Source organism: Vibrio quintilis, assembly GCF_024529975.1.
GTDB classification, from domain to species: Bacteria; Pseudomonadota; Gammaproteobacteria; order Enterobacterales; family Vibrionaceae; genus Vibrio; species Vibrio quintilis.
This window is the reverse complement of record NZ_AP024898.1, coordinates 84,931-104,018: the sequence shown is the minus strand read 5'-3', so window position 1 is coordinate 104,018 and position 19,088 is coordinate 84,931. Positions and strand designations below refer to the sequence as shown.

Here is a 19,088-nt window from a genome sequence, read left to right as displayed (position 1 = left end):
ACTCAGTAATACTGGTGGCGTTGTTCCTGCCCGGACATACCCGGCTCTCACCGGATTGCATTAAATAACAGATGAAAACATGCAGGAACAAGATGTCATTTTTCGGGGATTTGCACAGCCGGGATAACGCCGGTCTTCCAATCACCCGCTGATTATCAGACACTAGCATCATCACAGATTCACCAGATAACACAGATATGGACAAACTTGACCGAAAAATACTGGCCCTTTACCGGCACGATACAAAAATCAGTTCAGAAAATATCGGTTCTGCTGTCGGATTATCCGCGTCTGCGGTCCAGCGCCGGATCAAACAACTCCGCAGCAACAATGTGATTGAAAAAGAGATTGCGCAATTAAACTCCGGAAAGTTCGGCATCCGGATGTTGTTTATGATTAATGTTGATCTGATTCATGAGAGAAGCAGCAATATCGGGGCGTTTGAAAAGAAAATGCAGTCTGACCCTTGTGTGCTTCAATGTTATTACGTGACAGGAGAAACCGACTTTTGCCTGATGATTGGCGTCAGCAGTGTCGAAGAGTTTGATCGGTTTACCCAGCATCGTCTGATGTCAGACGACAACGTCAAATCTTTCACCTCTTCTCTGGTCGTCAGGAAATCGAAAACAGATTTGTCCGCGTTTATAGAACACCCGGCTAGCATGGATGATTAAATCAGGCATGTTTTTCACTTTTTGCGCCGGATTCAAGCGTATTCCGGGCAGAAAACAGAGCAATTCAGCAATGCATTCTCCTAATCTGTTCACATCTGAAGTCAATCAGGAAACTCAAACATGCAGGAAAGAATGCAGATACTCACACCGGAAACTGATTTATCAGGGATTCTGCGAAAGAAAGCAGAACCGGTCACACAATTTGATCAGGCTTTGCACCAGCTGGTCAGTGGTTTACATCAAACATTAGACCAGGTGAAGAAACTACTGGGGTTTGGCAGAGCACTGGCAGCGCCGCAAACCGGTATCTCTTTGCGAATTATTGTCGTTCATCCCGGCGCCGATCCCATCACACTGATTAACCCGGAAATCATTTGGCGCAGCGACACAATGCAAACAGTCTGGGATGACTGTCTGAGCACACCGGACCGGGTTGTCCGGCTGCAACGCCATCAAAGTATCAGCCTGCAATATCAGGATGTGACAGGGAAAACACACGTCTGGCAGCATTTGCCAGCCGACCTGGCGGAGCTTTTACAGCATGAATATGATCATCTGGATGGCATCTTAATGATTGATCATGCGACGCCAGGCCATGTATTACCGATTGAACAGCGTCCGGAGCAATCAGCCGGGCAGAACGCACACCGAATCTCCTATGCTGATATTCGCGCATCGGTCACACACATTGATCCGGTTTTTCTTGACTCAAAACTAACTCATGCAACAGGTCTGAGCCGGTTATTTGAAACACAAATCTGGCTGAAAGACGAAACAGACAATCCGATTCGATGTTTCAAAGGCCGGGGCGCTGAAAATTATTTATCATCTCTGGCGACACAGGCCCGGACAGGAAATCCGCTGGTGTGCGCCAGTGCCGGTAACTGGGGCCTTGCGCTCGCATGGAGCTGCCGAAAACGGGGGTATCCACTGGAAGTATTTGTCCCGGAGAATGCGAATCCGGTGAAAGTGAATCAGATCAAATCAGCCGGTGCGCAGGTGACAGAAACAGGCCACGACTTAGACAGCGCCAAGGCAGCCGCCAAAGCGTACTGTCAGCAACATGGTTATCCGTTCGCCGAAGACGGCAAAGAAATCATGGTCACGGCTGGTGCAGGAACGATTGGGATGGAACTCTCCCGAAGCGGACATCATTTTGACGCGATCTATATTCCGGTCGGTAACGGTGCCCTGATCAACGGCGTCGCGCGTTGGATCAAAGCTTCTTCCCCCGATACGCAAATCATCGGCATCGTGCCTTCCGGGGCTGATTCCATGTATCAAAGCTGGAAACAGGCGCAGGTTGTTGATCGGGCGTCGACAGATACCATCGCAGATGGACTGGCAATCAGAGCGCCGATACCGGAAGCCGTGGCGGATATGGCAGGACTGATTGATGAGATGATTCTTGTCAGTGACGCGCAAATCGACACTGCTATGACATATGCGGCGCAATACGAGTCATTGGTATCAGAACCTTCCGGTGCGGCCGGGATTGCCGGTCTCATCGCGGCAAAAGCCAAAGGGACACTCCGTGGGCAGGTTGCCGTGATTGTCACCGGGGCAAACCGGGCCTGACAGACCAAAACTCATTCAACATCATGCTGCTCCGGCCTACACACCCAGACCTCATGGGCAAAGCCGGGATCCCGGAATTTTCAGGTGACAGCAAAACTGTTTTTTATATATCAACGGCAACCTGATTACTGACTAATGTATAAAGGGGATGAAGATATATTTTTCAGACGTGACAATAACTTTGTGGCAACCCCTTTTCGCCTGGCACTCCGATCAACATATACCCAAGCAACCTGAAGATGCAGGATTCAGCGTGCAGCCGAAAGGTACCGTTCAAGGAAAGGGAATGCAGGAACAAGATGTTATTTTTCGGGAGGCTGACGACACAACCGGTATGACAAGAAAAAACCGGCAACATGATGGCCGGTTTTTTATTCAAAAAACTAACAGACTCTGAATACCGATATCCGGAATTCAGGATTGTCATTTTCACGTGTCCGGGGAAGTTTTAAACTCAGCGACAGCTTCGTCCATCTCTTTTGCCTGCTGCGACACTTCATCAACTTCAGCCAGACACTGCTGAGCAGATTTCATATTATTGTCAGAGATCGTATTCAGTTCAGTGATCGAATCACTCACCTGATTCATAACAATCCCCTGTTCTTCAATCGCAGAAGCGATGCGCTCAGAGTTAGCCTGAATATTATCCATATCAGAAATAATCTGGCCGAGACTTTCATCCAGCTGACCGGAAGCCGTCAGCGTCGCATGCCCCTGCTCATTACATCGGTCAATATCAGTCACCACTTCTGACATCTGCTGCTGAATGTCAGTCACGACTTTGGTGATGTCTTCGGTTGATTCATGGGTTCGTTGTGCCAATGCACGAACTTCATCAGCAACGACAGCAAAGCCCCGGCCCTGCTCGCCTGCCCGCGCGGCTTCAATTGCCGCATTCAGTGCCAGCAAATTCGTTTGTTCAGCAATATCCTGAATAATATTCACCGCACCACCAATTTTACTCACGTGATTATTCAACGAAGAAATGGAAGTCTGGCTGTCATCCAGAATAGTCGAGAGCTGATTAATATTACCAACGGTTTCTTCGACAACGGCCCGGCCACTTTTTGCGTTGACAGCAGCCTGATGCACACCTTCAACCGCCACAGCGGTACTTTCTGAAATCTCCGCAATCGTCGACACCATTTGCTGCACAGCCGTTGCCATCGACGTTGTATGATCCGCCTGAACATCGAACTGAGTAATTACATTTTGCAGTTCATTGTGCATCGCGGTGGTATTTTCAGACAAATGCCCGGCTTTGCGTTGCGTTCCTGAAATCAAACCTTCCAGCTTTTCCAGCAGGCGATTGAAGTATGATGCGATAGACACCAGTTCATCTTTCCCGGTCAGGTTCGCACGCATCGCAACATTATTATTGCGGACAATTTCCTGAATGGTTGAGAGCAGCAATTCAACCTGATTGTTAATCGAGCGGACAATCCAGTAGATAAATCCGCCCAGAACAATCACAATCAACACTAAAATCAGCTTCTGCAGAAAATTGACTTCATTACCTGAAGCAACAATCTCTTTATCAAGCGCAGTTGAAAAAGAGGCAAACTGCTTTTCCACTTTATGGGAAAGTTCTCTGGTATTGCCTAACAACCCTTCATTATATTTTAACCCAATGATCTGTTTTTGTTTGACCAGTGCAGTGGCTGCTTTCACCAACGCCGGTACATCCGCCCCATTTAACATATCCAATTCAAGTCTGCCGTGATCTTCCACAGCTGTATTAAATTGAAACAGTTTGATCAGTTCATCACTGGAAAGAGCAGATTTAGATGCTGCCAGTGCCTGAGCATAAGCACCCAAAAGATTTTGATCCGGCTTCAGTCCCAATGTCTGAAATCCGCTGACCAGAGAATGGAACCCTCCCTGATATTGAAGAATATCCCTTCTCAGCTGGTCACTCGAAGGTAAATCATGCTTATCGAGCAGTGGCGAGAGTTGTTGTTCCAGTTCCAGAAACAAAGCAAGGTTTTTATCAAACTTACCAAGATATTTGGCATCACGACGGAGCAGAAAATCTTTTTCATTTCTGCGCAGATTAAGCAAGCGGATTTCAAGACGATCGACAAGCTGACTGGCTTTACTTAATTCACTTGTTGAGCTGGTGAAGTGAGCATCTGTCCCCACTAAAAACGCAATTCCCAAGATGGCAATCACCCCTAATGAATATAGTTTTCTCTTAATATTCATACAATTACCTTCATTAATATTGAAAAAGAACTGACGTTTTAATTTTGTATTGTTGATGAATCATACGGGTATAATTATTTTTATCAATAAAATAATGATTGAAACCTCCCCTATTTGATTATGGCAAATTAACTGGATGAAACAACGATACAGTGATGATGGAAGATATCGATTCGCGCTATAAGACGACAAACCTGCGGTATAAAGATACAGAAGAAATGGAGCGAAGAAAATAACAGGCTGCTGATATGAAAAAAAAACAGCCATAAATCAGGATATGGCTGCTCTTCTTCTGACTGATTCCGGGCTTTGATTCCGGACACATCTGGTCACACTATTTGAGCTAATTCATAGCTTTCGGGTCATAAATGTACTGTTTGGATCAGGCAGGTAATCCGCAAACGGCCCGCAGTATTCAAACCCGAATTTTTCATACAGATTTCTGGCCGCTACAAAATAATCTTCAACTCCGGTTTCAAGACTGATACGTTCATACGAGCGCTGTTCAGAAACGGTTAAAACATGCTTCAGAAGCTTTGAAGCGACACCTGATTTTCTCGCATGCCCCGTAGTCCGCATCGACTTAAGCTCCGCATGGGTTGCATTTAACTCTTTAATCGCAACACATCCGAGCAACGTTTTGTTTTCCCAGCAGCTGAAAAATGTAATTTCCGGTGATTTGAGTGATTCAACATCCAGCGCATGGACACTTTCCGGCGGAGACGTCGCATACATATCTGCCAGATGCTCTTCCAAAAGGCCAATCACTTCACCACCCTGTAAATTATCAACAATGATTTCCATATCTTACCTCTGTCACTACTTCATTCCGGGATAATATGTTTTATTCGATGATCAGGCTACCATCTTCATTGAAATCCCAGCAATCTCCGTAAGCAACTTCCCACAAATAACCATCCGGGTCAGAGAAATAGCCGCTGTACCCCCCCCAAAACGTATCATGCGCTGTCTTTTCAATACGACCACCCGCATCTTCAGCCAGCTTCAACACCGCGTCCACTTCTTCTTTTGTTCTTGTATTATGCGCAAGCGTCATTCCGGAGAAACCTTCGCGTTTGGCACTAAACTCAGGAGAAATATCAGCAGCCAGTTCTTCAAGGGCGTACAAGCCTAAACACACACCACCTGTTTTGAAAAATATGATGCCATCTTTAGGTTTATTTGAGGTAGGAAAACCGAGCCGGGTATAAAAGTCATATGATTGTTCGAGGCTGGTAACACCTAAGGTAATAATACTGATTCTGGGTTCCAATGCAGACTCTCCTTTTCCTGATGGTTATAAAATAAATATAATGAATACAAAACGCCATACTGCATAGAATTTCCCTTTGGCCTGTGTATTTCATTCTGTACCCACACGACCTGAAGGCTCAGGTATTCCGGGTATATCATTCAACAATTGCACGAATTTTCAGCTTTATCAATACGCGGCATCAATATCCGGATAATAAAAAAATCGAGCGGGGTTTGTTTGCTTATATTTACACCAGGATCGCCCCGGTGATGATGCTGAAAAAACAGCAACACCAGGTCATAACCATATGAATTCAATGAATTTAACTCACAAACATCATGTCACGCGAATGTGTATAAGCTTATCCATTCACCACTCTGATAAAGTCAGTGAAACAGGGATTCCCGCATTCATAATTTTAAGAATAATTATTCATTCTCCCGGCAAAATTACCGGGAGAATTCAGTCAGATGGAGGGTAATATTGTCGTCTTATTTCTCAGCAGAATAAGGATCATCAGCCAGAAGATAAGAACGTAGGTCTGCTTTTTGAGGGTGAGTATTCAGCCATTCACGGATTTCCCGGATTTTAGCGTAGTCTGCCTGACCAAATTTTGCTTCATAAAGCGCCGCAAAGTTATCTGAAGCACTTTCTTCACGAATTTTCTTCTGCCATTGCGCCGTCACAACATGGTTCAGTACCCCGGCCAATCCTTCCGCTTTCAGTAATTCCCACTCACCTTTATCGAGCCAGATTCCGCCAACAGGTGCACTGTAGTCGATCCTGTGATCATTTTTCGCAGAAATCTTAAACTTCCTCATGATGGTTCCCGTTACAGGACACATCAGTGCTCTTTTGGTATCTTCACTTTCTTCTGAAAGTTCAGAAACGTTGTAATCAGCAGGAAAATGAAATGCTTCATTCTTTTCTTTCCAGGTCACAAAATCTTCGATCAGCACCCAGTTACCACCACAACCAGAGCAGGTATGTGCTCTGAACAGGCCATCAATAAAACTGGGACGGAGCGTGCCATTATTACAGTGAGTACAATTCATCTTATTTCCTTAAATCATCGGGATGATATAACCAGACGTCCCGATACAAGCCAGTAAAGCCATTTTGTTTATTATAAAGCTCTCAATATTAAATCATTTCCCGGCCGGGATGAACCGGTTGTCTGCTGATTTCAGTCGTACCAGACTAAGAATGTTGACGAGTCGCATACCAGCAGGCTTATTCCTGAGAAACCGGCATACTTTCCTTAGCCTCATCCCGCTTAATAATAAGTTGATAAGCAAGACATAAAGCAATGGTTGAGACAATACCGATATAATAACAAATCAAAGAAATGAGCCATGCAGGCACCCCCGCTTTTGGCAAAAATACAGAGACCGGAATCGTAATCAACATGAAAACAATCATAATACCAAACATATAAGCGGTTTTTGATTTCGTTCTCTTCCAGGCTTCACCGAATGACATCATATGTTCAACCGAAATCGCCGGAATGACCAGCAACAGACGACTCCCCAGAATGATGACCGGTGTCCAGACAAGGCAACTAATCACAATAACAGTGGTATGACTGATTGCAGTAACACCTTCAAACGTCAGAATCAGAATACTATATGCTAACGCGCCTAAACCGGCACAGATCCCCAGTAAAAACATCTTTTTAATGAGCTGAAATTCACTCCGGCCCAGTGAATATTTTCCCCACGCAGGCACAGCATCCGGACCGAGGAGAACCACACGGCAGATATTGAAAGCCATCACCGTTTGCAAAATACCGACAATAATCATATCCATCAAAGAAAATGACACCGATGATGTCATATAGCCTCTCAACAGTTCGAGTCCGAGCATCAGCAGGATTGGCATCAGAGTCACTTTCAATAAAGCTGTTTTATAAAAACCTGCGTAAGCGAACGCACCAACAAGTGTTTTAGCAAACATATTAATTGCATCTCTTTTTATAAAAATATTGATAGCGCGTACTATACCGCTGAATGAAGCCAATTCAAGAGCAGGATGCTGTAAAGAAATGATATCCGGGCAGAACAGCCCGGAACACGGGGAACAGTTTTCTGATTACCAGCCCCCCGGATACAGGTACAATGAACGAAGTGATTAAGTAGTGTGCAAAAGTGCCCTGACCTGTATTGCATTTTTACAACCAGCCAGTGCCAAAGGCTGAATCCGGCAACCAAATCTCTGATTCAAAGCCTCTGTCAGTCCTTTAAGATGTGCAGGCCGCAAACCCAGTCGAATAAAGGCCGTCTCCGGCGTCATTATCGCAGCTGGCACCGCCAGTTTTACACTGTAAACCCCGATTATCTGCGAACAGTCTGCCAGATTCCGGCTGAAACCGGGCCGGGTGGGTTTTGTGGTTTCAGCTGGCTTCGCGATGAATTGCATCAGTTGCTGCTTCACCTGTCTGCGATCAATCTTTCCGTTAGCAGACAAAGGGAACTGCGTCACCTGATGAAAAATACCCGGCAGATGAGAAACCGGCACCTGACGCCGGAGAAAGTCACGTAACTCTGAAGCAGGCAGTGACACACCATCCAGGCTGGAAAAAACTGCACCCAGCACCACGTCACCATTCCCCGCTTCAGTGTAATCTGCAATCACCACATCCTGCACCAGTGGATGTTTCCTGAGCTCCGCTTCAATATCCGGTAACGACACCCTGATACCACGCACTTTGACATACCCATTCACCCGCCCGGCAAAGATAATCGTGCCATCTTCCCGGTAGTAACCCAGATCACCGGTCCGGTATGCCCGCCGTGAATGGCCTTCGGGGTCGGTGATGGTGACAAAATCGTTTTGGTTCAATTGTCCGTCCTGCAAATACCCCAGCGCAAGACACACGCCCGAGGTATAAATCCGGCCGGTTTGATAAGGCAGACAGTGACAGGTCTGCCCTTTCGGATGTGGGTTATCATCCTCAGGACTTTCATGCAAAACATAGTACCGTGTTGCCGGTAACGGCTGGCCATACGGAATCACGGTGGTATCTTCTGCACTCAGCGGGTGCCAGATACTCCAGATCGTTGTTTCGGTCGGCCCGCCAAGGGAAAACAGTCTCACAGCAGGATAATGCCGGCGCAACAGCGCAATCGTATCCGGCTTAATATAATCGCCGCCCTGCGCGACCAGCCGCAGAGACTGTAATGCATCCGTCATCCCGCACGAGAGCAGCATTTCCAGAATTGCCGGCACAGAACACCAAAGGGTGACCTGATGCTGTTGCACCAGCTGATTCCAGCGAATAGCATCTTTATCCTCTGCCTGAGCGGGTACAACCAGCGTAGCACCGGCAGTCAGTGTACCGAACACATCAAAAACGGACATATCGTGATGCAGCGGCGTGACCGACATGTTCACATCGTCCCGGGTCACATGCCACCGTTTCAGTGTTTGTCCAATGACATTCGACGTAGCTTTATTGTTGAGCACCACACATTTCGGCTTCCCGGTACTGCCGGAAGTATATAAGTAATAAGCCGGTGATTCACTCTGGCTCAGTGCACACAAATCAACGTCGGGAAGCGCCCCGTCATCGCTATTCTCTTCAGTATAAGCAGGCGACTGCATCAGTTCATCCACACAGAGAACCGGGACAGATTCATCAACCTCCGGCTTATCCTGATAAATCACCAGATCCGGGTGGCAATGCTGTAAAAAATAGCTCAATCTCTGCGCAGGAGCTGCAGCATCAACCGGCACACGAATGATGCCGGACAGCGCACAAGCCAGTGACACAGCTATATGAGCCGGGCTGCGAGGTAAACAAATCGCCACGACACCACCGGATGTCACACCCGCAGCACTCAGATGATATCTGATACCGGCAACCTGTTTACCCAGTTCATGATAACTGATGGATTCTCCCTGATAGATCAAAGCCGTCGTATGGTTCTGTTCTCCATATAAATTGTCATGAATTTTCTGCAAAAATTCACTGCATACAAACACATCTTCAGCACTGTCATGGCAATCATGGGATAAATTCATCATTCCAGGCCGGACAGCGGCCATATCGCCTTCCCGGCAAATCGCCTCAGCGGCCTGTTGCACCCCGGAGAGAAAAGTGCGGATCAGCCCCGGAGCAATGGCTGCAGTCGCATAGTCCACGCTGAGAAGAAGATTTTTATGCGGGTCATATGTCAGGCGTAAATCAATGGCAACCTGTGGCGTCTGGGTCTGGCCATCAACGGCCTGTATCTGATTATCTGCAGGTAAAACCGGCCAGCTCAGCGCATTCGTTAACACGACAGGCAGCGCCAAAGCGCCTCCGTTTTTACTCAGCAGATAGCGATTCAAGTCAACGCCGGAATAGGTTAAATGCGCCATACCGGACATAACATCCTGCTGCAACTGACGCACCCTGTCAGGAAATGTTCCCTGACGATGCCGGTAAATAACCGCAATAAATGAAGAATGATTACCCGACGTTTCTGCACTTCCCGGCTGCATCACCGGAACTCCGATACACATCTCAGGCGCATCACACCATTGTGACAACACCTCAAGCAAGATGGCAGACAACAAGGAGTTTTGTAACAGTCGGGCTTCAGCAGCCTGTCGTGTCAGCTGTTTCAGCATGGTATGACTGATTGTCAAAGTCTGTCGCTGATAAGTCGCACAGTGAATGGTTTCCGGAGACTGCCGCCACGGCAGTGCTGGAATTCCGGTGACAGGACTGAGTTTTTCCTGCCAGTAGGCTTTATCCGATGGTTTCACTAATTGTTTTACAGATTCTTTGCGCTCAGACGCGGATAAATCCGGATGTTTCAATGCAGGTGAAGCCTGCAAGCCAGCTTGATCTGCCAGTAACCCGTACAGAATCTGTGAAATAGTTTTGCCGTCAGCAATCAATGCGTCAAAACCGGAAAAAACAAGATGCTTTGCGGAGAGTTCCTGCGCTGCGCTGTCAGGCAGGATGACCAGACATATTCCCCACAGAGAACGGGAGAAAGCATAGATTTGCTGCCGGTAACGCTGGCGGATCAGGTCAGCCTCTGCCAGTGCTTTATCGTGGCTGAGATGAGAAAAATCGCACACCTCCAAATGAACGATAATTTGCTCAGAGACATAACAAGTCAATGTCGCTTCATCAATATAAGTCCGTAACAGCGGATATTGCCTGACCAGCCGGGTCAGCCGCTCAGAAAGCACCGACGGGTCTGCCAGCCCGCGAAACTCACGGAAGTCATACATGGCCACGCCACCCAGCGGCAAATACTCATTTCTTCCCGCAAGGTAGGCCCTTTGCAAAGCAGTCAGAGGTAAGACGTGTTGCTTATTATCTGTCTCAGAAAAACAACCGGACTGCTGCATGTTGTCTGCCACGGACCGATGCTGTTCTTTCAATGAATCTTCAACAGAAAATACCGTATGAATCACATCCGGAGAGGAAGATAATGTCTGCAATAACCCGATGAAAGACTGAAATAACCCTTCAATATAATTCTCCGGGAATACACGATGTCGCACATCCCAGTTAATCAGTAAACCATCTTCAAACTCTGCAATTTGTGCGTCCAGTGTGACCTGCGGCCCCTGAGAAATCGTCCAGACCATCTGGCCGAGTGTGTCGTGAACCTGCGGAGATAATAACCGGCCTCCGGATAATCCGAGCCCGGAAGTAAATACGACCGGAGAAGCCTGCATGGCGCCATGATAACGGGACAGATCCCGCATCACACTGACACCGGGATAATCGGCATGGGTCAGTAATTCGCGCATCTGAATGGATATTTTCCTTGCCAGAGATAACAAGGTTTCCTGATGATCAATCTCAACCCCCAGAATCATCAGAGTGGAAAAATCCCCGACCACATTGCTGACATCAATCCCGGCATCCGGCCGGTAAAATGCCGGTACATTCAACCGGAACCGGCGGCTGCCGGATACCACGGCAACCGAACGGGCAAAAGCTGCCAGACAAAGATGAGTCATTGTCAGATAATGTTGTCCGGCGATACGCTCCAGCTGATGGCGCTCTTGTGACGTTAAGCTGGCGGAAAGACGGCTATGCGTGGCCTGATTCGGTGTCAGCTTTTCGGGTGCAAGATAGGGAAACGGTGGTGCCGGGGGAATTGAAGCAATTTTATCCTGCCACCAGCGGCGGCTTTGGGCCTGAGATTCTTTGAACCGGCAGCTTTGATGACGACATGCCAGATAGCGGAAAAAACGAACTTCATCATCCGGTTTCAAGCTATTCGTTTTCAAGCTACCCGGCTCACGATACAATCTGACCAGATCCTCAAGGATAATCCGGAAACTGAGAGCATCCGCCGCGATCATGTCCATATCAAAATGGAACCTGAAACGGTTATCCGGCAGTAATGTCAGCCTGAAATCAACGGCCTGTCCATGGCTGAGATCCAGTGTTTGGTGCGACATTTCCCGGCGAACCGCATCCAGTCGTCCGGCAATCTCTTCCGGCCCGGCTTCGCACCAGTCAACGATTGTCAGGCAGTGATGTTCAGCCGGGGGCAGGATCGTCTGGTAACCCTGTTCAGAAATGCTGACCCGAAGCATGGGATGAAGACGAAACAATTGCCTGACTGCCTGCTGTAACCTGCCGGCATCGATATTCTGTCCGTCAAATTCAGTATATAAATGGGAAGCGACACCATCACCGGTTTGCTCAAACTGCCGGCCGGTCCAGTATGCCGCCTGCATTGCGGTTAAATCCTGCTGCATTGGTTTGTTCATGCTGATTTGCCTGTCCCTGTTTACTCTTTCGCCGAAAAAAGCCGATTTCACATGAAACCGGCTTTTTCATCAGAAACTTAATAAGCCTCATCCATGATTTCGTGGCGTTCATCATGATATTTTTCTTCACTTTTCCCCCGACGCCAGTACGGCACTGCATACATTGACTTTTTCGTCAGCTGATAAGTTTCAACCATGAATTTACGACAGGCAATCACGGAACGGTTCTCACCAGCGATAAACGCTGATACTGATAATCCCTGAGGAATTTCGACGGATTGAACCGCAGCAATCAACGGGCATGGAGCCTGTGCCGGATCTCTGATCAGCCATTGCACATCAATACCGGGAGGATGTGTCAATGAATGCTGATCTTCCGGGTGATCAATTTCAATAAAAGCCTGCCCCTGCGCCACTTCGGGCAACATTTCAAGCACCGCGCTCATTGCAGGCAGAGCGGTTAAATCTCCGGCCAGAATATACCGGTCAGCAGGTGCTAAAACCGGATGTTGTCCGGGCCCCACCAGTCCAAGCTGATCTCCCGGCTGACACCGGACAACCCAGCCGGAACCGGGTGGTTCCGTGCCATGCACGACAAAATCAATATCCAGTTCATTCGACTCAGGCCGGTAATATCGAATTGTATAAGCCCGGGACGCCGGCTTGTGCTCCGGCCAGATAATCTTCTCACCTTCCCAGTGAGGTAATTCCAGCGTTCCGGTCTGCGGGTTGGGGAAAAACACCTTGATTCCGGCACCATTCCGGTCAGACGGAAAGTCCCTCAAATCATCTCCGGTAAATGTGACCCGAACAAAATGCGGCGTAATATATGTCTTTCTGACACACTCAATTAAACGTGGTTGACGATTGCCAGCCTGTTTATTTTGACTCATCCGGCTTTTCCTTTCTCTTTCGTTCTTTGTCTTTCGATATCTGTTCTTTCTCAGGCTGCGTGACTTGCCTGTGTCGTTACCGCCTGTTGATCAATCAGCTGCCACCATTCCTGCAATGTCACTTTTTCCATCAGCTGCGCAAAGGTGATGGTGGCGCCCTGCTGCTGCCACTTTTCCAGTAATGTCATTGCCCGGACAGAATCGAGCCCTAAAAAGAGCAGATTTTCCGTCACATCAACCTCATCAATGGCGATTTCCAGCACCTGTGCAATATCATGTTGCATCGTGTCTAAAGTTAAACCTGACGATGCCTTGTCTGCTGATGAAATCTCTCCTAACGCCGTTTGCAGCGATTTCACTGAGCCGGCACGCCCCGCGACATATTTCAGCGCCCACTCATGTTCTCCGGCTGAGAAATCAGCAATGGCGTCACCAATGATAAATGGCTGAATATCCAGCATAAACGCCTCTAAAGCCGTAGACAGAATGCCGATATGCCCGTAAACACCACAGATAATAATCTGGTCTTTGCCGTGGATTTGCATATAGTCCTGCAATTCATTTTTCTTGAATGCGCTATAGCGCCATTTCGTCAGACAAATATCGTCCTGATCCGGGGATAATTCAGGGACAATTTCAGCATCGCCTGTCAGCCCGCTCCCCCAGAAATCGGTCAGTAATGCCCTTTCTTCCGGATCCTGATTCACGGGCTGCGCAGTATAAATTACCGGAATACCTGCCTGATGAGCCGCATCTTTCAGCGCGCTGATATTGCGTTTCAGCTCAGGGACAGGCGCTGCATCAGGGTTAAAGAAATTCAGGAAATAGCTTTGCATATCATGAATCAGCAGAACGGCTCTTTGAGGCTGAATCTGCCAGTTCACTTTGTTTTGCGGGAAAAGCCCGGAATCAGGCAGATCGTATGAAGCAATCTTGGGAATAGCCATGGTATTTATCCTTTATTTTATTGAGCCAACATTACACTCACTGAAACGCCAGGTTGTCTGATTTTCAGTGGGTTTTCGATACTAGCAACAAACTCTTTACATGTAAATAATAATAATTATCATTTATATTCTCTTATAAATCATCATAAATTCAATACAATAAGGATTGAGAGCATGGATACAGGCAAGATAGCTTTACCTATTTTAAAACTCGCCATTCCCATTATGTTCATCCAGGTTTGTCAGGCGTCTCTTGGACTGGCAGATACATTTGTCGCAGGCCGGTATCATGTGACCGATTTAGCCGGAACCGGTCTTGGAAGCAGCCTGTGGACACCGGTTCTGACCCTGATTACCGGTGTGCTTTATGCGTTGGTGCCAAAAATCTCAGCCTCAGCCAGTACCGGCAGATACGCACAAATGCAACAATTGTTTCAACACGGCAAAAGAATCACCTTCATCCTCAGTGCAGCTGGTTTTGTACTGATTCAGTTACTGGCTTTTATCTGCCCGCTGTTTATCGGTGATCAGCAGGTCGCGACCGTTACTCAGCAGTACCTTCATTACATTGGTTTTGGCATGCCGGGACTGATTTATCTGGTTCTGAACCGCTTTTTCTGTGAAGGAAACAGTTGCCTGAAGCCCGTTATCATAACCACAGTTGTGCTTTTCGGAGTTAACCTGCTGCTTAACTTCAGTCTGGTAAATGGCTGGGGCTGTCTGCCGGAGCTGGGAGGAGCAGGTTGCGGACTGGCAACTGCAATTTCAGTAACACTGGGCGCAGTGATGATTCATTATCTGGCCAGACATCAGATCCCGTCAGCCTTTCCTGCCACTGCAATCACAATCAACACAAAAGAGACTAAAGCCATTTTTCTGGAAGGATTACCGGTCGGTATTTCTATCGTGGTTGAGGTGCTGGCTTTAACCTTACTGGCCTTTTTTGCCTCTTCACTGGGCACAACAGTGATTGCCGCGCACCAGATTGCAATTAATATCGCACTGGTTGTCTTCATGATCCCGCTGGCACTAAGCAGTGCAGCAACCATCCGAATTGCCCACTTTTCCGGCCATCAGCAACAGGAAAATGCAATAAGGACCAGTTCAGCCGCACTCTCTCTTACCGTCGTATATGGTGCTGGCATGGCTGTTCTCATTAACTGGTACATCACTCCCCTTCTCACCGGCTTCAGTCATCATCAGGAAGTGCAGTTACTGCTGAAAGCATTACTGAGCTATATCGCTCTTTTCCAGTTTGCTGATGCAATCATGATCGTTGCATCCGGAATACTCAGAGGGATGCAGGAATTCGTCAAACCTCTTGTCGCGACTTTTCTGGCTTATTGGGTGTTTATTTTACCACTGAGCTATATCGTTGGTGTGCGGGGATGGTGGTGGAGCGAACCGGGGATTCAGGTCATCTGGTCACTGCTGATTGCCGGACTTAGCGGTGCAGCGGTTGTTTTGGTGATTCAGGTCAGGAGAAAACTCAAATATCAGTTCTTCGGTCAGGTGCAACCGGCAGAATCATAAAGAACCTTAAGCCTTGAATCCGAATCCCCGAACCGTTATCGGATGAAAGAATCTGTCCGATCGGTCACATCATCAAAAAAATGCCCGGTACATTCACCGGGCAATGATCAATCAATGTTCAAATATCCACGATGGATTAGTACTCGTCGTAGTACATGACCCAACATCCATCCCTGCGGTTTCTGGCAAACATAAAGCTGCCGTTATCCCCGATAGTTAACCGGACATTTGGATCAGATGCGATTTGAAAAACAAATTCATAATCTTCCCCAAAATCAATACCGGGCTGACAATAAGAAGGATAACCACCAAATTTATGGGCATAGTAATGATCAATCGTGTCATAGTAGCATTCAATTTCACCACTATTTTCCATGACCGGCATATCATTTTTCATACTACTTAAAATTTGGTCTTCCCAGAGCGGACAATCTCTTTCGACCATTTCAGGATGAAGTGGAAACGGTTCCAAATCAGAACAGACAAACTCTTTCCTTTCCAGTCCCTGAACTGAACGATATTCACGAATCAACCAGCTGCTGCCCATTTCATCAAATGGCTGGGGAAACTCCGTAGAAACAAACAAAGTTAACAGTTCAATTCCCTCAACTGCTTCCGGAACATATGGCAGGTTTTTCAAACAAATCTGTGCCAGCGGCATCATCTCATTTCCCAGATCATCACGGGGAAGCGTTTCCCCCTGGTCAAAAAGAAATACCTTACCAATCCAGCTTTCGGTTAATTCATGCGTGGGGCGGATTCCCCCGAGTGATAATTTTGTAATGGGTTTCCCCAAATGCTGTTTTATATCTTCAATTATCATTCTGTATACTCCCAACTGAGCGTTTTTATTCATTGTTTTTCGCGTTTGTCTGCCCGCTGATCATGATAGATTCGTTATGTGAACAGCATTGCTTCTGCCCTGTTGTTGTCTCCTTCAGTACGACAGAAGAAAAAACAGATAAACGCATTGCGGACATAAAGACAGGTAAGCCAATATCACTGTCAGGAACACCGCGCTTCCCATGATTTATATTTATGACTTTCCGGATAATGTATACCTGTTAAGCCATCAGGTATTCATTACATTTCCGGAAAAAAGACATCATTCAGATTCATTTGGTTTTTGTGTTTAAAACTACGTTTAAAACAAAACCAGGTCAGCAATAAGCTGCCAAATCATGTCAATTACAGGAAAACGGTTTCCAACCGCTGTCCCATCGTATGTCATTTAACCACTAAAAAATAGAATCAGATGTCTCAAATTGAGTCATATCACACAGAATAAGTCACACCAATAATAGAGGTGATGCATATGAATATTATTAATGGTGATACTTAAACCTATACGCTATTACCCAATAAATAACATTGGTTTCATATAGCAGAAGATGAGCTTATTTATCAAAGCAGAGAAACATGTCAGAACAATGACTTTCCCCATATTGCTGAAATAATCGCCCGGTCAGAAATAGTTCTGAATCATCAGCAGAAGCGTCTCTTTCAGAACAAATCAGCTCCGGCAGAGAATAAAACGGTAAGACTGAAGACTTAAGCACGTACAGTTGGTTTGATTTAGCTGTCACAATACAGAGGGACAACCTGAAAGTAATAATTAGTGCTGATGTATATACCCAAACAACCTGAAGATGCAGGGTTCAGTGAGATTTGTCTGGCTTTGAGACAAGGCACTGATTTGAAGATAGAGTCATTCTACGTTGAAAATCAGTCACGCCGTATCAGAGCCAGACAAACTCACCCGAAGGGCGTGAGCTGCATTATGTATCTTCAGGTTGCTTGGGTATATCATATTCGTCATCATAAAATATAATCTCAGCACCATTTTCCAGCCGGATCAGAGAAGTTTTCGCATCTAAATCATAGGAATGGTTCAACGAGTTGATATCCAGAAAGTTTTTTAAAATCACGGTTCGCCCGGAGAAGTCATTTTCAGTCCACAACACAGACATGGGCTCATCGGAGCTTACTGTATGATCCTGCCTGGTATTCAGGCCCGCCTCCGTACTCACGGAAGCCATGGCAATCACTGCGATTGCACATAATATATTTTTTAATCTCATTGTTCAGATTTATGTCAGAAAATTGAAAAAATCAGGTCTGTTTTCATGATATATAGCAATGAAATTATTTTCATATAAACGAGCTCAAAAAAGATTTACCCCTGTGAGCAATATCACATATTTAACCGAATAGTATTCTTAATGACAGGATTGTTTCCCGCCACACCAGAAAAGGATGCATACAAACTTGCCTTTACCTGAGCCACTCACATTCGTAAAGTTGCCAGGGTCAGTTGATCTTTCAGGGAAATTTTGGCAGCAATTTGTTTGTGCTTCATACCTAAACAACCTGAAGATGCAGGTTTCAGTGTATTCACCGCAGGCGATAACGCAGTAGAAAATATGTTAGTATCGCGCGCCGTTAAACAGGTAATAACGTCAATAATTAATAAAGAGTGAAATATGAATTTAAAAACCACACTTATTGCGGTTTGCTCCGCTTTTGTCATCAGTGGCTGTGTTAAAAATATTAATGAACTTCAGACAACAGCTTCGAAGGAAACAATTTCTCTGGCAAAAGAACGATTAAAAAACATCAGGGAAATCAAAATCACTGAAAACGGAGTGATCTATTTCAGAGTCTACATACCGAATAATCAATACTGGGTGCGACACAAAATAGAAGAGTACAGCACTCAAATTGCTTGCGGACAGCTCCGCTGGTTTGTTGACCATGGGATGACCGTCCGGGTTGCTTTTCAGGGAACCAAAGGCATCACAAATGATTATAATCAGGAACGATGCCAGGTAATCATGCCGGTGAATCACCCTTCAGATACAAAACCTTCCTGAAAAACCAACTCTGCTGACGACCAACTGAAGCTCCCGCAATTAAAGCGGGAGTTTTGAGGTCAACCAAATAAACCATATGCCCAAACACTAAGAGTCAAAGGTTTCCGGTTTTATACCCAAACAACCTGAAATAAGCTTTGAAATTTATTTAGTGACACGGAATTTTAATCAATGTGTTAGTATCACGCGCCGTTAATAAAGGTAATAACTTCAATAAATCATAAAGAGTGATATATGAATATTAAAACCACACTTATTGCGGCATGTTCCGCTTTTGTCATCAGTGGCTGTGCTCAAAATATTAATGAAATTCAAACAACCGCTTCTCAGGAAACAATTCAGGTCGCTAAAGACAACCTGAAAGATCCCTGTGTGTCAACCTGCTATTGAACCACCCG

16 protein-coding genes are annotated in these 19,088 nt (G+C 46.3%); 5 read left to right on the top strand and 11 right to left on the bottom strand.

Going from position 1 to position 19,088, the window contains the following annotated elements; genetic code table 11:
- Positions 1-197: 197 nt before the first annotated feature.
- Together OC443_RS19205 and OC443_RS19200 are read left to right on the top strand one after the other, a co-directional pair.
- Positions 198-674 carry an Lrp/AsnC family transcriptional regulator gene (locus OC443_RS19205; protein ID WP_073584407.1) on the top strand — a complete coding sequence of 159 codons (477 nt, stop codon included), beginning with the start codon at positions 198-200 and terminating at the stop codon, positions 672-674.
- A 120-nt stretch (positions 675-794) separates the two neighbouring features.
- Positions 795-2,252, top strand: coding sequence for a pyridoxal-phosphate dependent enzyme (locus OC443_RS19200; protein WP_083601676.1), 1,458 nt, complete (start codon positions 795-797; stop codon positions 2,250-2,252).
- Positions 2,253-2,377: 125 nt separating this feature from the next.
- On the opposite strand, the gene OC443_RS26415 is transcribed toward OC443_RS19200, so the two are convergent.
- The 9 genes from OC443_RS26415 to OC443_RS19160 form a co-directional block, all read right to left on the bottom strand.
- Positions 2,378-2,497: a GNAT family N-acetyltransferase gene (locus OC443_RS26415; RefSeq protein WP_370738767.1), complete on the bottom strand. Its 120-nt coding sequence runs from the start codon at positions 2,495-2,497 to the stop codon at positions 2,378-2,380.
- 184 nt (positions 2,498-2,681) lie between these two features.
- Positions 2,682-4,457 (bottom strand): methyl-accepting chemotaxis protein, encoded by a 1,776-nt coding sequence (locus OC443_RS19195; protein WP_073584405.1) that lies wholly within the window; start codon positions 4,455-4,457, stop codon positions 2,682-2,684.
- 348 nt (positions 4,458-4,805) lie between these two features.
- Positions 4,806-5,261, bottom strand: coding sequence for a GNAT family N-acetyltransferase (locus tag OC443_RS19190; RefSeq protein ID WP_073584400.1), 456 nt, complete (start codon positions 5,259-5,261; stop codon positions 4,806-4,808).
- A gap of 40 nt (positions 5,262-5,301) precedes the next feature.
- A complete protein-coding gene (locus OC443_RS19185) occupies positions 5,302-5,730 on the bottom strand; it encodes a VOC family protein (RefSeq protein ID WP_073584398.1) in 429 nt (142 codons plus the stop codon).
- Between the two features lie 473 nt (positions 5,731-6,203).
- Positions 6,204-6,767, bottom strand: a complete 564-nt coding sequence (locus OC443_RS19180; protein WP_073584394.1) for a zf-TFIIB domain-containing protein — start codon at positions 6,765-6,767, stop codon at positions 6,204-6,206.
- A gap of 178 nt (positions 6,768-6,945) precedes the next feature.
- On the bottom strand, positions 6,946-7,668 hold the full coding sequence (locus OC443_RS19175; protein ID WP_073584392.1) for a hypothetical protein: 723 nt from the start codon (positions 7,666-7,668) through the stop codon (positions 6,946-6,948).
- 174 nt (positions 7,669-7,842) lie between these two features.
- Entirely contained in the window at positions 7,843-12,444 is a 4,602-nt protein-coding gene (locus tag OC443_RS19170; RefSeq protein WP_083601675.1) for an amino acid adenylation domain-containing protein, read from the bottom strand.
- A gap of 77 nt (positions 12,445-12,521) precedes the next feature.
- Positions 12,522-13,337: a siderophore-interacting protein gene (locus tag OC443_RS19165; RefSeq protein ID WP_073584390.1), complete on the bottom strand. Its 816-nt coding sequence runs from the start codon at positions 13,335-13,337 to the stop codon at positions 12,522-12,524.
- Between the two features lie 50 nt (positions 13,338-13,387).
- Positions 13,388-14,284, bottom strand: a complete 897-nt coding sequence (locus tag OC443_RS19160; RefSeq protein ID WP_073584388.1) for an isochorismatase family protein — start codon at positions 14,282-14,284, stop codon at positions 13,388-13,390.
- Between the two features lie 174 nt (positions 14,285-14,458).
- Here OC443_RS19160 and OC443_RS19155 point away from each other — a divergent pair, with 174 nt between their 5' ends.
- Positions 14,459-15,817: an MATE family efflux transporter gene (locus tag OC443_RS19155; protein WP_073584386.1), complete on the top strand. Its 1,359-nt coding sequence runs from the start codon at positions 14,459-14,461 to the stop codon at positions 15,815-15,817.
- Positions 15,818-15,953: 136 nt separating this feature from the next.
- On the opposite strand, the gene OC443_RS19150 is transcribed toward OC443_RS19155, so the two are convergent.
- Positions 15,954-16,640, bottom strand: coding sequence for a DUF1963 domain-containing protein (locus tag OC443_RS19150; protein WP_083601677.1), 687 nt, complete (start codon positions 16,638-16,640; stop codon positions 15,954-15,956).
- A gap of 955 nt (positions 16,641-17,595) precedes the next feature.
- Complete coding sequence (locus tag OC443_RS19145) at positions 17,596-17,898, bottom strand: hypothetical protein (protein ID WP_143169363.1); 303 nt, start codon at positions 17,896-17,898, stop codon at positions 17,596-17,598.
- A gap of 402 nt (positions 17,899-18,300) precedes the next feature.
- Between OC443_RS19145 and OC443_RS19140 the strand changes: the two genes are divergently transcribed.
- Together OC443_RS19140 and OC443_RS19135 are read left to right on the top strand one after the other, a co-directional pair.
- Positions 18,301-18,690 (top strand): hypothetical protein, encoded by a 390-nt coding sequence (locus OC443_RS19140; RefSeq protein WP_073584376.1) that lies wholly within the window; start codon positions 18,301-18,303, stop codon positions 18,688-18,690.
- Positions 18,691-18,924: 234 nt separating this feature from the next.
- Complete coding sequence (locus tag OC443_RS19135; protein WP_159440347.1) at positions 18,925-19,080, top strand: hypothetical protein; 156 nt, start codon at positions 18,925-18,927, stop codon at positions 19,078-19,080.
- The last annotated feature ends 8 nt before the right edge of the window (positions 19,081-19,088 follow it).

Excerpts from the sequence above, each read along its gene's own strand:
- OC443_RS19180 (WP_073584394.1), bottom strand. The coding sequence starts at position 6,767 with ATGAATTGTACTCACTGTAATAATGGCACGCTCCGTCCCAGTTTTATT.
- OC443_RS19135 (WP_159440347.1), top strand. The coding sequence starts at position 18,925 with ATGAATATTAAAACCACACTTATTGCGGCATGTTCCGCTTTTGTCATC.
- OC443_RS19190 (WP_073584400.1), bottom strand. The coding sequence starts at position 5,261 with ATGGAAATCATTGTTGATAATTTACAGGGTGGTGAAGTGATTGGCCTT.
- OC443_RS19170 (WP_083601675.1), bottom strand. The coding sequence starts at position 12,444 with ATGAACAAACCAATGCAGCAGGATTTAACCGCAATGCAGGCGGCATAC.
- OC443_RS19145 (WP_143169363.1), bottom strand. The coding sequence starts at position 17,898 with ATGAGATTAAAAAATATATTATGTGCAATCGCAGTGATTGCCATGGCT.
- OC443_RS19140 (WP_073584376.1), top strand. The coding sequence starts at position 18,301 with ATGAATTTAAAAACCACACTTATTGCGGTTTGCTCCGCTTTTGTCATC.
- OC443_RS19160 (WP_073584388.1), bottom strand. The coding sequence starts at position 14,284 with ATGGCTATTCCCAAGATTGCTTCATACGATCTGCCTGATTCCGGGCTT.
- OC443_RS19175 (WP_073584392.1), bottom strand. The coding sequence starts at position 7,668 with ATGTTTGCTAAAACACTTGTTGGTGCGTTCGCTTACGCAGGTTTTTAT.
- OC443_RS19150 (WP_083601677.1), bottom strand. The coding sequence starts at position 16,640 with ATGATAATTGAAGATATAAAACAGCATTTGGGGAAACCCATTACAAAA.
- OC443_RS19200 (WP_083601676.1), top strand. The coding sequence starts at position 795 with ATGCAGGAAAGAATGCAGATACTCACACCGGAAACTGATTTATCAGGG.
- OC443_RS19205 (WP_073584407.1), top strand. The coding sequence starts at position 198 with ATGGACAAACTTGACCGAAAAATACTGGCCCTTTACCGGCACGATACA.
- OC443_RS19165 (WP_073584390.1), bottom strand. The coding sequence starts at position 13,337 with ATGAGTCAAAATAAACAGGCTGGCAATCGTCAACCACGTTTAATTGAG.
- OC443_RS19195 (WP_073584405.1), bottom strand. The coding sequence starts at position 4,457 with ATGAATATTAAGAGAAAACTATATTCATTAGGGGTGATTGCCATCTTG.
- OC443_RS19155 (WP_073584386.1), top strand. The coding sequence starts at position 14,459 with ATGGATACAGGCAAGATAGCTTTACCTATTTTAAAACTCGCCATTCCC.